At 69.8% G+C, this 13,626-nt stretch carries 14 protein-coding genes; 4 read left to right on the top strand and 10 right to left on the bottom strand.

Annotation, left to right across the window (positions count from 1 at the left end):
• Positions 1–363: 363 nt before the first annotated feature.
• Positions 364–1,002 carry a GNAT family N-acetyltransferase gene (locus AB0G15_RS39975; protein WP_362850581.1) on the top strand — a complete coding sequence of 213 codons (639 nt, stop codon included), beginning with the start codon at positions 364–366 and terminating at the stop codon, positions 1,000–1,002.
• 170 nt (positions 1,003–1,172) lie between these two features.
• Here AB0G15_RS39975 and AB0G15_RS39980 read toward each other — a convergent pair whose 3' ends face one another.
• The gene (locus AB0G15_RS39980; RefSeq protein WP_362850583.1) at positions 1,173–1,910 is read right to left on the bottom strand and encodes a LysR family substrate-binding domain-containing protein; all 738 of its coding nucleotides are present in this window, start codon (positions 1,908–1,910) and stop codon (positions 1,173–1,175) included.
• A gap of 55 nt (positions 1,911–1,965) precedes the next feature.
• Here AB0G15_RS39980 and AB0G15_RS39985 point away from each other — a divergent pair, with 55 nt between their 5' ends.
• Complete coding sequence (locus AB0G15_RS39985; protein WP_362850585.1) at positions 1,966–2,337, top strand: DUF5997 family protein; 372 nt, start codon at positions 1,966–1,968, stop codon at positions 2,335–2,337.
• Between the two features lie 226 nt (positions 2,338–2,563).
• Here the strand turns inward: AB0G15_RS39985 and AB0G15_RS39990 are convergent, their stop codons facing one another.
• From AB0G15_RS39990 to AB0G15_RS40010, 5 genes are all read right to left on the bottom strand, one after another.
• Positions 2,564–3,037: a VOC family protein gene (locus AB0G15_RS39990; protein ID WP_362850586.1), complete on the bottom strand. Its 474-nt coding sequence runs from the start codon at positions 3,035–3,037 to the stop codon at positions 2,564–2,566.
• Positions 3,038–3,395: 358 nt separating this feature from the next.
• Entirely contained in the window at positions 3,396–3,881 is a 486-nt protein-coding gene (locus tag AB0G15_RS39995; protein WP_362850588.1) for an Rrf2 family transcriptional regulator, read from the bottom strand.
• A 47-nt stretch (positions 3,882–3,928) separates the two neighbouring features.
• Positions 3,929–4,153, bottom strand: coding sequence for a winged helix-turn-helix transcriptional regulator (locus tag AB0G15_RS40000; RefSeq protein WP_362850622.1), 225 nt, complete (start codon positions 4,151–4,153; stop codon positions 3,929–3,931).
• Positions 4,154–5,229: 1,076 nt separating this feature from the next.
• Positions 5,230–5,598, bottom strand: a complete 369-nt coding sequence (locus AB0G15_RS40005) for a peptidase inhibitor family I36 protein (protein WP_362850590.1) — start codon at positions 5,596–5,598, stop codon at positions 5,230–5,232.
• Positions 5,599–5,880: 282 nt separating this feature from the next.
• Positions 5,881–7,299, bottom strand: coding sequence for a M20/M25/M40 family metallo-hydrolase (locus AB0G15_RS40010; RefSeq protein WP_362850592.1), 1,419 nt, complete (start codon positions 7,297–7,299; stop codon positions 5,881–5,883).
• Positions 7,300–7,655: 356 nt separating this feature from the next.
• Here AB0G15_RS40010 and AB0G15_RS40015 point away from each other — a divergent pair, with 356 nt between their 5' ends.
• Positions 7,656–8,087, top strand: coding sequence for a hypothetical protein (locus AB0G15_RS40015; protein WP_362850594.1), 432 nt, complete (start codon positions 7,656–7,658; stop codon positions 8,085–8,087).
• 394 nt (positions 8,088–8,481) lie between these two features.
• On the opposite strand, the gene AB0G15_RS40020 is transcribed toward AB0G15_RS40015, so the two are convergent.
• Together AB0G15_RS40020 and AB0G15_RS40025 are read right to left on the bottom strand one after the other, a co-directional pair.
• Entirely contained in the window at positions 8,482–8,937 is a 456-nt protein-coding gene (locus AB0G15_RS40020) for a GNAT family N-acetyltransferase (protein WP_362850596.1), read from the bottom strand.
• 204 nt (positions 8,938–9,141) lie between these two features.
• A complete protein-coding gene (locus AB0G15_RS40025) occupies positions 9,142–9,921 on the bottom strand; it encodes an SDR family NAD(P)-dependent oxidoreductase (RefSeq protein WP_362850598.1) in 780 nt (259 codons plus the stop codon).
• A gap of 61 nt (positions 9,922–9,982) precedes the next feature.
• Here AB0G15_RS40025 and AB0G15_RS40030 point away from each other — a divergent pair, with 61 nt between their 5' ends.
• Complete coding sequence (locus tag AB0G15_RS40030) at positions 9,983–10,549, top strand: TetR family transcriptional regulator (RefSeq protein WP_362850599.1); 567 nt, start codon at positions 9,983–9,985, stop codon at positions 10,547–10,549.
• 101 nt (positions 10,550–10,650) lie between these two features.
• Here the strand turns inward: AB0G15_RS40030 and AB0G15_RS40035 are convergent, their stop codons facing one another.
• Entirely contained in the window at positions 10,651–12,018 is a 1,368-nt protein-coding gene (locus AB0G15_RS40035; protein WP_362850600.1) for a GH1 family beta-glucosidase, read from the bottom strand.
• 1 nt (position 12,019) lies between these two features.
• Positions 12,020–13,624, bottom strand: coding sequence for an FAD-dependent oxidoreductase (locus AB0G15_RS40040; RefSeq protein WP_362850602.1), 1,605 nt, complete (start codon positions 13,622–13,624; stop codon positions 12,020–12,022).
• Positions 13,625–13,626: the final 2 nt, after the last annotated feature.

A 13,626-nucleotide genomic window follows, 5' to 3' on the forward strand; every position in this document is an offset into this window, starting at 1 on the left:
TGCCCGACCGCCTGCCGTACCCGGGTCGCGGGGGCGTGGACGAGCGCCTCGACCCGGTACGGGGCCGGGGCTCCGCTCGCCGCCCGGACGAAGGCGAACCCGCGCGCATCGTGATCGGTCGGTATGGAGGAGAGACCTCCGATCGCGTCCCCCTCTGGAGCCAACCGGCTGCTTGGGCGACTCCGGCGGGGTTCCTTCTCCGGGCCGGCCGTGATCCCCGCCTCAAGATCTCCACATCGAGGGGTGGTGGGGATTCCGTGACGTTGTCGACACGTTCTTCAAGCGGCATGAACAACCACCCCTTCACCCGCCTGCTGCGAATATCCGGTGGCGGGCCCGGCCGCCGGTGGTGAAGATCGTGGCATGCGCGTCTTCCTGGAGACCGACCGCCTCGTGCTGCGCCCGTTCACCGAGGCCGATGCCGACCACCTGCTCGCACTGGACAGCGACCCCGACGTCATGCGCTTCATCAACGGCGGCCGGCCCACGAGTCGCGAGGTGATCCAGGCACAGACCCTGCCCGGGTTCCTCCGCGCCTACCCGTGCTTCGGGACCCGGGGCTATTGGGCCGCGGAGGAGAAGACCAGCGGGACCTTCCTGGGCTGGTTCGAATTCCGTCCGCTGGACGACCACAGCCCCGCCGTGGTGGAACTCGGTTACCGGCTGAACAGGGCGGCCTGGGGCAGCGGCTATGCCACCGAGGGGTCACGGGCCTTGATCCGCAAGGGTTTCACGGACCTCGGGGTGGGCCGGGTGACCGCGAACACCATGACGGTCAACGCGCGATCCCGGCGTGTGATGGAGAAGGCGGGCCTGTCGTTCGTCCGGAACTTCACCGGCGACTGGCCTGACGCGATCGAAGGCTCCGAGCATGGCGAAGTCGAGTACGAAATCACCCGAACCGAGTGGGAACAACGTAAGGAGAAGTCAGTCGTTCAGCTGGAAGTCCAGAGGTTCCGCTCCGAACGGGCGGCCCGCCCTCAGCCGATCCACCACTCCTGACAACTGCTCCGCCGATCCACAACTCCTTGATCCAGCGTGCGGGACGAGGCGCGGCTGCTCTCTTCCTGGTCGCCGGAGACAGGTCCGGCGGCTGGAGCGGCCGGTATGACGTGGCGGTCAAAACGGCACCCGCGCGGGCGCGGCATCGCATCGGCGCGTCTGTCCGCAGGTCACCGGGGCCGGTTGCCCTTCCTTTTACGGCCGGCCGGCACGGCCCGGCGGCCGGAGCCGTTCTGTGCGGGTTTTTGGGCTTGCCGCTGTGCCGGTTTCTGCACAGGGGCGGCGGGGGTGGCGGGGGTACGGCCCCGCGAGCTGTTCGCCGTCCGGCCGCGGACGATGCCGATGAAATCTTCCACCAGATCGGTGGTCGCGTCCGCGGGCCAGGACAGTGCCACCTGAGACTGCGGCGCGTCCGGCACCGGCCGGTAAGTGAGGTCCCTGCGGTGGTGGAGGCGGGCCAGCGACAGCGGAACCAGGAGAATCCCGGTGCCGGCCGCCACAAGCTCGACCGCGTCCTCCGTTGTGGCCGGGCGGGTGAACGCGGGCAGCCCGGGCCGGACCGTCCACTCGATGGTGTCGTCCAGAGGATGGAACACCTCGTCGTCGACAAGGTCGGCGACGGACACCTCGTCGGCGGCGGCCACCGCGTGGTCCTTGGGAACCACGACCACCGTGGTCTCCACGTAGAGAGGAATCACGCTGAGTCCGTCCCGGTCGACCGGCAGCCTGACGAATCCGGCGTCGGCGCCGCCCTCCCGCAGGAGTCCCACCGCCTCGGCGGCGGGAACCGCGACCAGGGTGATCGGCACGCCGGGCAATCTCTCGGTCCAGACGTTGACCCATTTCGCGGGTGTCACCCCGGGCACGTAAGCCAGTCGAAACGTCCTGCCGGTCTCTCCATCAGTCACTTCCTCAGGGTACCGATGTCGAGGGAACCCGTTCCGGCTGACTACTCTTGACGCCATGACCTCGTCCAAACCGAAGACCATCCAGACGATGAAGCCCGCGACCGCGGCCAAGAAACTGGGTGTCCCCCTCTCGGCCACTCCCGCCGAGTTCCAGGCGAGTGTCGTCTCCAGGGACGAGCTGAACGAGTTGCAGTCGTCGCCACCCGCCTGGCTCGTCGACCTGCGCCGCAACGGCCCGCACTCCAAGCAGGTCATCGCCGCGAAGCTCAAGGTCTCCGTCGCCGGCCTGCTCAGGGGTGGGATCACCGGACCGCTCACCACCGCTGAGATCGACGCGCTGAAAGCGGAGAACCCGGCGTGGCTGGAGCGCGAGCAGGCCCTCCAGGTCGAGGTCCGCAAAGAGGCACTCCGCCTCAAGCAACGCTAGGCGGCCGAGATCCTGCACGTCCGGCCCCGATCCTGCACGTCCGGCCCAGGGCGTGTCGTCAGGCTGAAGCGCAACCCGGCTTCTACCGGTATGCGAATTTTGGTAGCAAGGTGGTCGGTGTGACCCATCGCGGCGGCCGCCAAAGGTGGCCAGGACCGTAGGTGTGTCTCACGGTGCCATCGGGGCTGGTCACGACCTTTGGCGGCGTTGAAGGGCCGACGTGGTGTCAGCGGCCGGGGGCCCGCTTCTTGACCTCCTGGAGCACCCAGCCGTTGCCGTCCGGGTCGCTGAAGGTGGCGTAGGAGCCGTAATCGGCACGGTCGGGGTGCGGGCCGGCCATCCGCCTCTGGCCCTCGAGCCGGTGGGTGACCTCTCCGCCGTCGTGGCCGCGGTAGAAGATCCCTCCGGCATCGTGGAAGATCTCGCTGACCTCGACGCCGCGGCCGACGAGCTCGGCGCGGGCCTCCTCGATGTCGGAGACGATGAGGTAGAGGCCCTGGACCGAGCCGGGCGCGGCGGAGGTGATCCCGTTGCCGAATATGATCGAGCATTCGGAGCCGGGCGGTGTGAGGTGCACCGCGCGCCAGTTCTCACTGACGGCTTTGTCGAGATCCAGACGGAATCCCGCCGCCTCGTAGAAGGCCTTGGCCCGATCGACGTCGGATACGGGCAGCACGATGAGTTCGAGTTTCAGATCCATCTGAGGTTCATCTTTCTTGACATCGGTGAGTCGCACGCCGTGCGTCACCGGTTCAACGGGTGATTGTGATCGGCGGCGCGGCGCATGGCGATCAGCCGGGGCTCTCGCGGCCCTCGACGTGAGTGCTGACCCGCGCCCTTCCGCTCGCACAGGGCCGGCGGCGTGTTTCTTTACGGCGCCGCTTTCCTGAGGGCGCCGCTTCCTTGACGGCGCCGCTTTCTCAACGGCACCGCTCTCTCAATGGCACCGCTTCCTTGATGGTGCCGCGCACCGGTGAATCCATCATCAAAAATCTAGCTATCTTTTATCCAGGTTCATCTCCGAAAGGATCGCGCGGTCACGCCGCGTGGAAAAAGGGTCAGCCGTGCCCGAGTGCCTGGCGAACATGTGCCCCCACGGTGGGGGCGTGCTCGTCGGCCGCGGCCTGCACGTCGGCGAGACTCTGCTCGGCCAGCGCCTGCCGCCAAGCCGCTTCGGCTCGTCCCATGGCGACCTTCACCGCACATGGCTGAGCGAAGCCGGCATCGGGGCATCGCTCACCGATGGTGCCGCACCGGCGGATCTCGGTACAGCGGAAGAGCGGCGCATCCCCCTCGATGGCGAGGACCACGTCCAGCACCGACATCGCCGCCAGGGGGCGGGCCAGGCGAAAGCCGCCCCGCGCACCTGGAACGGACTCCAGCAGACCCCCCTTGACCAGCTGCTGAAGCTGCTTGTTCAGGTAGGACGCCGACAGGTCGTGACCGGCGGCCAGCTGCGCGGTCGCCACCGGCTCGCCGTCCCCCAGCCATGCCAGATTGAGCAGCGTATGCATCGCCCACTCGACGCCCTTGCCTGTCCGCACAACCTGGACACTAGGCATCCAGTTTCAATCTGTCAAAAATTGCCTGCTCAACGGCCACGGCATGCCGCCCTGGCGCTGTGGATGGTCTCGAGATGCTTGTCGGTCCAACGCGCGACCCGGCTGATGATGGCCAGCAGCTCCCGTCCGGCGTCGGTGAGGTCGTACTCGACCTGGGGCGGGACGGTGGGGTGCACGGTCCGCGTGATCAGCCCGTCGCACTCCAGGCCGCGCAGCGTGGTCGTCATCATGCGCTGGGTGATGGGCGCCAGCAGCCGCCCGGCTCGAGACGATGGCCAGGTTGATCAAGCCGACCATGCTGCCTGACCCCGCCTGAGAGTCCGTCAACCAGGCGGCTCCGGCACGAATCCGGTGGTGACGGAGCGTTGCCGGGAGCGGCGCGATTCGCTGTAGGGGCAGGGCGAAGCCGGCTCGGCCGTACATCTGGCGTTTCAGCAGCTTGGCCTTGGTGCCGGTGCCTTCCGGAAGCCGTTGCTGCGGGGCAGGGCCGGCCCGGCGACGGCCGCGCGGGCGTGGCGTTTGACCGTGTTGGACCCCCAGCCCAGACGCCGGGCGCATTCGCCGGGCCCGAGGCCCTGGTCGAGGAGGGTGCGCTGCGCATGCTCGCGGCGGGCCCGTTCGGCGAGCGCGCCGGTGCGGCGTGGCCCTGCGACATGCCGGCAGCGGCTGCGGGTGACCACGGTCTTCTCCACCGCGGCGGCCAGGCCGTGCCACGGATGCGAACGGTCGCCGACCCGCTCCGCATCCGGTGCTTTCCGGCGGATGGCTTCGGCGTGGGCGGCCGGTCCGTCACGTCCACGATCGGCGCGGCCGGCCGGTCCGCCACGTCCACGATCGGCGCGGCCGGCCCCACGGTATGACGCGCGTAACGAGCCGCCACCTGCCGAACCTGTTCACGGAACGTCTGCCGCGTACAGCCGCGGGTTTCGCACACTCGTCGGCGCACACGCGGGTCGACGACCACAGCGCGGCTGCCGGCCGGCACGTCCGCCGGACGCCGCAGGTGGTGGGCATGCACTCGCCGGGCCGGGACCCCGCAGCGGGGCAGGATGCCGCCACCGATCAGGCTGTGGATTCCAGGGCGGCCCGGGAGCCGAGGGCTTCGCCGGCGGACGTGGTCGTGCTTCTTGCGTTCGGGGCCGATGCGATGCGTCGATACCGATCAGCTGATCAGGCGCGGAGCCCACAAGAGCGTCGAAGCCCTGGAAGAGGACATCCGCGCCTGGATCAGCCAGTGGAATGACAACTCTCGGCCGTTCGTGTGGAAGACCGCCGAAGAGATTGTCGAGTCACTTGCCCGATATCGCCGGCGAATTTCCGGCGCAGGACGCTAGGCGTCGACGCAGACCCGGTCCACCTTGTTGCTGCTGGCCGAGCCCAGGTTCCTCGTCGAGCCCCTGGGGACCGACTCCAGGTAGTCCCAGTAGCCCAGCCAGTTGTAGAGGTGGACCGCTCCGTTGCCCCTGTTGTAAACGGAGGAGACCCGGTCGTTGAGGCCCATCGTCCCCAGGTCGAAACACTTACCGCCGCTGGGCGCGATCCAGATCCTGTTCACTCCGTTGGCGCTGTCGTAGTAGCAGGAATATCCCGACGCGCATTCCCACGCGAGGGCGCTGGCCGGGGCCGGGGTGGTGGCAAGGCCCATTGCCGCGGCCGCGGCCGTCGCCAACAGCACGCTGATCCTACGCCGTGTCGTCACCAAGATCACTTCCCTTTGGGGTTAGGTGATGGGCGGTAAATGGTCATTCCGCACCGGCGGGTTTCGGTTCGTCATTCCTTTGACCCGTTCATTTCTTCCAGGTGCAGGGACATCCTGTGACGAGGGCTCATATTCCGTAACCTGTAAGGTTAGAGGGCGGGGACGAAGCGTTTTCACCTCGTGAGACCGAGCGGTGGCGGCCGGTGGGCCGCCCACGGACTCGTCATCGCGGGCCGGGTGCCGGCCACCACCATCGCCACCGGCGCGGGGGAAGGCGAGTGGTCAGTTGCGGGCGTGCGCGTCGAGGATGTGCGCGACGGCCTCGGTCACCTGCTCGGCGAACGCGATGTTCAGCCATTCGTCGGGCACGTGCATGTTCGAGTCGGCCCCCAGCGCGCCGGTGACGACGAACTGGGCGTCCGGATAGCGCCGGCCGAGCATCTCCATGAACGGGATCCCGCCGCCGATGCCGAAACCGCGGCACGGCTCGTCGAACACCCGGTCGCCGATCTCTTCCAGCGTCGCGGCCAGCCAGGGCGCGGCCGCCGGGGCCTGCCAGCCGTTCAGCAGAAGGAAGTCGCCCACCTCGACCTGCGCGCCGTACGGCACCTCGGTCGTCAGGATCCTCACCAGCGCGGCTCGCGCGACCTCGGCGTCGACCGTCGGCGGGGTCCGGAAGCTCAGCCGCAGGGACGTCGAGGCGCGCAGTACGGCTCCCGCCACCGCGGGGTCAGGGAGCCCGGCCGCGCCGATCACCGACAGCGTCGGCCGCCAGGTGTTGTTGAGGATGAGTTCGACGTCGTCGTCCGAGGCCGCGCGCATCCCGTCGACGAGGGGGTACCGGCGCGCGGCGGCTCCCGGCTCCAGCGCGGCGAGCGCCTCGGCCTTGGCCCGCGCCTCCTGGGGGATCGGCACGTTCATCTCGGGGATGGTGACCTCGCCGGTCACGGAGTCTTCCACCCGGTCGAGCAGCCGGCGCATGACGCGGAAGGAACTCGGCACGATACCGCCGGCGACCCCCGAATGCACGGACGTCTCCAGGACCCGCACCGTGACGGTCGCCTGCACCGCGCCGCGCAGGCTCTCGGTCAGCCACATCCGCTCGTAGTCGCCACCGCCGCCGTCCAGGCAGATCACCAGGGACACGTCACCGAGGCGGTCGGACAGATGCTCCAGGTATGAGGGCAGGTCCGGGCTGCCGGACTCCTCGCCGGTCTCCAGCAGGAGGACCACCCGGGCGTGTTCGCCGCCCGCCGCCCGGATCGCGGTCAACGCGGTCGTCGCCGCGTAGCCCGAGTACCCGTCGTCGACCGCGCCGCGGCCGTAGAGCCGTCCGTCACGCACCACCGCCTGCCACGGACCCAGCCCGTCGGACCAGTCGCCGAGCGGGGGCTGCTTGTCGAGGTGGCCGTAGAGCAGCACGGTGCCGCGTGCCGTGGTGCCGGCGGTCGCGGGCACGTCCACGAGAAGCAGCGGCGCGCGTCCGCCGGACTGGACGACCTCACATCGGGCGCCCGGCAGGTCACGCGCCGCGATCCAGTCCCGTACGTGGTCGGCGGCGGCTCGCAGATGGCCGTTCCGCTCCCAGCCGGCGTCGAAGGCGGCCGACAACGCGGGTATCTCCACCAGACCGGAAAGGCTGGGCAGCACGTCCTCGTGCCAGCTCTTGGCGACGACTTCGCGCACTCTTCCATAATCCATGACCGAATTATGGTGTCCGGGATCGATGAGGGCTCCGCCGGGGCCGGAGCGCTGAGAGTCCTCACATGACGATCGATGGGCTCGGCGGGTACGCGAGAGGTCATTTCTTTTGAGGATTACCGGCGATACGTCGACGGCTCGCACCCGGTAACGGCCGTCGGCCGGCGCGGGTACGAGCCTTGCTCTCGGCGTGGTGCCGCATCGCATCGTTTCCCGCCATCGCCCCAGGCGAAGCTCGGCGGGTCGGCTCCTGGGGCTCGTGCCCGGAACACGCGCAGGGGACGACCGAGGGGACCTGCACCGTATCCTCACATTCCCTGCGCTCAAAGAGCATAGGCGTCTGTTTTGATTGCGCCGTGACTGAGCGAGACGCCTCAGGGGCGAGTGATGTGCTCTGGGCCACGGGCTGTGGGATATCGGCGTTTATCGCGTTGACGTGTGCAACATTGGGAACCTGCCTGGACGTCGTGCTGGTGGCCAGGACGCAAGGTTACTGTCTTGGTGATTTAAGTGCCGGGGAGGGTTTGGCCGGCCTGATCTGGGCGGCGAGTCGGTTCGTTATCTTTCCCCTCCTTTCCGGTGTCTCCCTGCTCGCCTCGTTGCCGATCATTCTTCTTGCCCACCTGTCATTGTTCGCGAACCGTGACTGGCTGAAGGCGAGTCTGATGCTTCTGGCCGCCCTGATCTCGATCGCCGGGCCGATGGTTATGATCGTTCACGACGTGGCCGTCGAAGGGATCACGGGTGATTGCGAACCGCCCTGGTGGCCGTCCTGGCTCCCTTCCTGATGTGACGCTTCCTTCTTGATATGACTTCCGAGGCCTTGATATGACTTCCGAGATATCGATGTGACTTCCGGGATCTCGCACCCTGGGAGAGCCGTCGTCCCCCTTTCCGCGCCCTGAGCACGGTTTCCGGGTCTCCGGCGTTCGGCGCTCATCGCGATCCATGGACAGGATTCGCGTGGATCGTGCGTTTCTTTCGTCCAGCGACAAAGTTCAGCGATAAAGGCGATGAAGAGGAGACGCGAGACGAACAGGGATCGGCGACCCGGTGGACCTGCCCGGCCGCGGCACCGGACCGAGCGATCGTCAGGACCCCGCCGAACGTCGACCACCGCTTGTCGGCCTCGGCGTGGCACCGGACCGAGCGATCGTCAGGACCCGTATAGACCAAGATCTTTCAAAGTGTCCTGGTCATGTACACGCTGCACGGGTCGGGCCGGTAGTCCGCGAACGGCTCGCAGTAGTCGAACCCGAACTTCTCATACAGTTTCCGGGCGGGCAGGAAGAACTCGCTCGCGCCGGTCTCGAGGCTCAGCCGGGTGAACCCCATGCGTTTCGCCTCGGTGATGATGTGCTCCAGCAGCAGGGACGCGGTCCCGTTCCGCTTGCGCGCCGGCGCGGTGCGCATCGACTTCACCTCGGCGTGGCCCGCGTCCAGCCTCTTGATCGCACCGCAGCCCACCAGGCTGTCACCGTCCATGACCGACCAGAACGTGATCTCGGGCCTGCGGAGCTCGTCCAGGTCAAGGGCGTGCTTGCTCTCCAGAGGCGTGACGGATCGCATCTCCTGGACGTGCTCGTCGAGAAATCCGGCGATCTCCGGACCGGAGAGGTCGTCGAGGACGATTTTCATGTGCCGGCCTTTCTTCGGGCTTCGTTCCTGCCGGGTGTGCCGTCACCGCGCGTCGGACCGGGGCGCGTCGTTCGCCGCGGGCCCGCCAGGCGGCCGGCACCGCCTCCACCGGCGCGTCCGGGATGCCGGACGGCGGGGGCCTTGTCATCATCGATGGACATGTCGTCATGGGTCGACACGAAAGGAGAGCCTTCCGGGAATCCGTCAGATCACCGAACGGATCGTACCGCCGTCCACGCGGAGCGTGGCGCCGCTGATGTAGTCGGCATACGGGCCGGCCAGGTACGCGACGGCACCCGCGATCTCCTCCGGGCGGCCGAACCGGCCGACGTCGTTGGGGACGAAGTCGCGGGCGGCGTTGCGCTCGATCTCCTCCCACGACTCCCCCCAGCCGTGCTCCGGCGCGATCTCGGTGAGCAGCCTCTCCACCGAGTCGACGAGGATCGCCCCGGGAGCGACCACGTTGGACGTCACCCCGGTGTCCTTCAGCTCCCGCGCCAGGGAGACGGCGAGATTGTGCCGCGCGGCGAGCGAGGCGTTGTAGTGGGGCTGCATCGACATCGGCTGCGACGAGAGGCCGCCGCCGATCTGGATCACCCGGCCCCAGCCGCGCTCGCGCATCCCCGGCACCAGCCGCTGGATCATGCGTACCCCGGAGACCACGTTGACCTCGTACGTCCGGGCCCACACCTGCGGGGTGGCGTCGGCCCAGCCGAGGTGGTCGTACGCGCCGGCGTTGTTGACCAGGATGTCGACCTCGCCGGCGGTGGCGGCCACCGCGTCGGCGCCCTCGTCCGTGGCGAGGTCGCCGATCGCCACGGCGACCGCGCCGATGTCCTCCGCCACCTTGCGGGCGCGGGCGCCGTCTCGTCCGTGCACCACGACCTCGGCGCCCTCGGCGGCGAGCAGCCGGGCGATCGCCTCGCCGAGTCCGGAGTTGGAACCGGTCACGAGGGCCCGGCGGCCTGTCAGGTTCAGGTTCATCACGCTGTCCTTCCACTCTTGTCTACGACTGTAGACATGAGCGTAGTCTACACTCGTAGACATGACAGCCACACGACGCCGCGACGCCGCCGCCACCAGGGAGGCCATCCTGCGGGCCGGAGTCGAGGGCTTCACCCGCCACGGCTACGACGGCGTCGGGGTCCGCGAGATCGCCCAGGCCGCCGGTGTCACGGCGATGCTGGTCAACCGCTACTTCGGTTCCAAGGAAGGGCTCTTCGCCGAGGTGGTGGAGGCGTCCATGGCCGACCGCACCGTCCTCACCGACGATCCGGCCACCCTCGCCCGCGACGTGGCCGCCGCCCTGGTCCGCCGCACCGCGCCGCACGCCGACGGCCTCGACCCGTTCCTGCTCGTGCTGCGCTCGGCACCCAACCCCCGCGCCGCGGAGATCCTGCGGGCCGGCATCGAGAACCACGTCGAGGCCCACCTGCTCGACGTCGCCCCGGAACTGCGCGGTACGGGCCGCGCGGCCATGGTCCTCTCGGTCGTCGCGGGCTTCTGGCTGATGCGCAAGGTGATCGGCAGCACCGCCCTGAACAGCGCCGACGAGAGAACGCTGGCCGAGACGCTGGAGCGGCTGTTCACGCTGCTCATGCGTCCCGGCTAGCGGCCGTCGCACCCCGGCCGGCCGTCACGCGTCCCGGCCGGCCGCTCACGCACCCCGGCAGCCGTGGCCGGCCGCCGGGGACCCGGCGGCCGGGCCGGAGGTCAGCCGGTGATCACGTCAGGGATCACTCCGGTGGTGACGAGGCCGCGGTACCACAGGGCGCTGTCCTTCGGCAGGCGCCGCTGGGTGGTGAAGTCGACGTGGACGATGCCGAAGCGCTTGTGGTAGCCCTCGGCCCATTCGAAGTTGTCGAGGATGGACCAGACGAGATAGCCGCGCAGGTCCACGCCCTCGGCCAGCGCGGCGTGGGCCGCCCTGAGGTGGGAGTCGAGGTAGGCGACGCGGTCCGAGTCGGCGACCCGGCCGCCCGAGGGGGCGTCGTCGTCGAAGGCCGCGCCGTTCTCGGTGATGAGCAGGCCCACGGAGGGGTGGTCGCGGGACAGGCGGGTCAGCAGGGCGGTGAGGCCCGCCGGGTCGATGGGCCAGCCCATCGCGGTGCTGGGGCCGCCGGGGTGGACGAAGGAGATGTCCTCGCTGCCCGGCCAGGCGGGATCGGCCGGGGCGCCGGGGGCGTCGGCGACGTACTGGGGGCAGTAGTAGTTGATGCCGAGCAGGTCGATCGGCTGGTGGATCAGCGTGAGATCGCCCTCGCGCAGGTGGCCGAGGCCCGCGTGCCGATCGATGATCTTCAGGAGGTCCTCGGGCATCTCCCCGCGCAGGGCGGGGTCGAGGAACTGGCGGTTGAGCAGCAGGTCGACGCGCTCGGCCGCGGCCGGATCGCCGACGACGGGCGAGAGGTTGAGGGTGAGGGCCAGCTCGCGGGCACCGGCCTCGCGCAGCGCCCGGGCGCCGAGGCCGTGCGCGAGCAGCAGGTGGTGGGCGGCGCGGAAGGCGTCGCCCGGGTCGGTCCTGCCGGGGGCGTGGACGCCGCTGCCGTAACCGAGGAAGGCCGCGACCCAGGGTTCGTTGAGCGTCGTCCAGGTGCGGACGCGGTCGCCGAGCCGGGCGTGGACGGCCGTGGCGTAGTCGGCGAAGCGGTACGCGGTGTCGCGGGCCGTCCAGCCGCCCCGGTCCTCCAGCGCCTGGGGCAGGTCCCAGTGGTAGAGCGTCACGTACGGGTCGATGCCCGCGGCCAGCAGGGAGTCGACGAGGCGGTCGTAGAAGTCGAGGCCGCGCGGGTTGACCGGGCCCGAGCCGTCCGGCTGGATCCGCGGCCAGGCGACGGAGAACCGGTAGGCGGCCAGGCCGAGCGACTTCATGAGCTCGACGTCGTCCACGTGACGGTGGTAGTGGTCGCAGGCGACGTCGCCGGTGTGCCCGGAGGCCACCCGCCCCGGCGTCCGGGAGAAGGTGTCCCAGATCGACGGTCCGCGCCCGTCCTCGCGGGCGGCGCCCTCGATCTGGTAGGCGGCGGAGGCGGCGCCCCAGACGAACCCGGCGGGAAAGGCCGGGCCGGTCGCTGCGGTCATGTCAGTCCTCCACGAGCTGGGGTACGGCGGGCTGGCGGCCGCACGGGGTGGTCCTGATCTCCTGCGACCAGGCGAGGGTGACGCCGAGGGTGTCGGTGAGCGTCCGCTGGAAGTCGGCGAGCCGGGCCGGATCGGCGCGGATCTTGCGCGGCGGCAGGTCGGCGGCGAGGGCCTGGACGGCCAGCGCGCCCACGGCCTCGCCGATGCTCCACTCGACGGGGTGGAGCCGGTAGCAGCCGTTGGTGACGTGGGTGGTGCCGATGTTCTTGCCGGCGGGCAGCAGGTTGTCGACGCGCTGGGGCAGCAGCGCGCCGAGCGGGATCTGGAAGGGGTAGCAGTCGACGTCCACGTAGGTGCGGCCGGACGTGCTGGGGTGCAGGTCGATCCGGTAGGAGCCGATCCCGACCGCGTCGGCGAACACCTCGGACCCGGCGAGCGGGCCGCGCGCCTCCACCCCGACGTGCTGCTCCAGCACGGTGAACTCGGCCTTGATCCGCCGCGCCTCCCGGACGTACACCGCCTTGGCCAGGCCGTCCGCGGTCCCGACGAGATCGGGACGCAGCCGCAGGCCCGGGTATCCGGCCTCGGTCTGCATCCAGTACAGGAACGACAGCGACAGGTCGCGGGCACCCGCCAGCGCGGCCTCACGGTCCGCGCCGGGACCGATCAGCGGCCGGTCCCAGTAGTCGATCTGCGGCCAGTTGACCAGGGTGACGTCGTGCGAGATGGTGCCGGGCTCGTACTGCTCCGCGGCCACGATCCGGCGGAAGTGCCACAGGTCGTGCTTTCCGGGGACGTGCCCGTTGTCGTGGAACAGGCCGCGCGAGCGCACCGACAGGTCGATCGGCTCCACGTCCGTCCACGACAGCTGGGACCCCGGCCAGAACGGGGCCCGCCGGGTCCTCCAGTAGTCGTAGCCCGCCGGGCGGCCGATCGTGTGGTCCTCGCCCGGCCGGTACTCCAGCGGGAAGCACCAGCTGACGGCCTGCTGGTCGAGGGGGTTCGCCACCGGCGCGGCGTGCGGTTCGCCGGTGTCGGCGACGCCCTCCGCGCCGATCACGTGCTCGACCCCGGCCAGCGGCAGCAGGTCGCCGAGCTCGGTGGCGTCCACGACGTAGTCGGCCGCCACGACCAGCTCGGTCCCGTCGGGCCGGGTGAAGGTGACCGCCTCGACCCGGTCGCCCGTCACCTCGACCGCCACGGGCGTGTGCCGCAGCAGGACGGTGACCAGCCCGGCGGTCCGGTACGGCGCGAGCATCTCCTCGATGACGGCCAGCGCCGCCCGCGGCTCGTGGCACAGCCCGCTGACCACGCCGAGCCCCGGGTTGAGCAGGCGCTGCGCGGCCACCGAGGCGCGGAGCGGGTAGTTGCGGCGGTAGTACTCGCGGACGCCCTGACGCAGCCTGCGGTAGCTCGGCGAGGCGTACCGCGACTCGATCCACGGGTTCTCGTCCGGCGGGACCGCCTGGCTGGTCAGCTGGCCGCCCAGCCAGTCGGTCTCCTCGGTGAGCACCACCCGCCGGCCGAGCCTCGCGGCGGTCAGCGTCGCGGCGACACCGCCGAGACCCCCTCCGACCACCAGCACCGGCGCGTGCGTCTCCTGCATGA

The organism is Streptosporangium sp. NPDC023825, from assembly GCF_040639575.1.
GTDB lineage: Bacteria > Actinomycetota > Actinomycetes > Streptosporangiales > Streptosporangiaceae > Streptosporangium.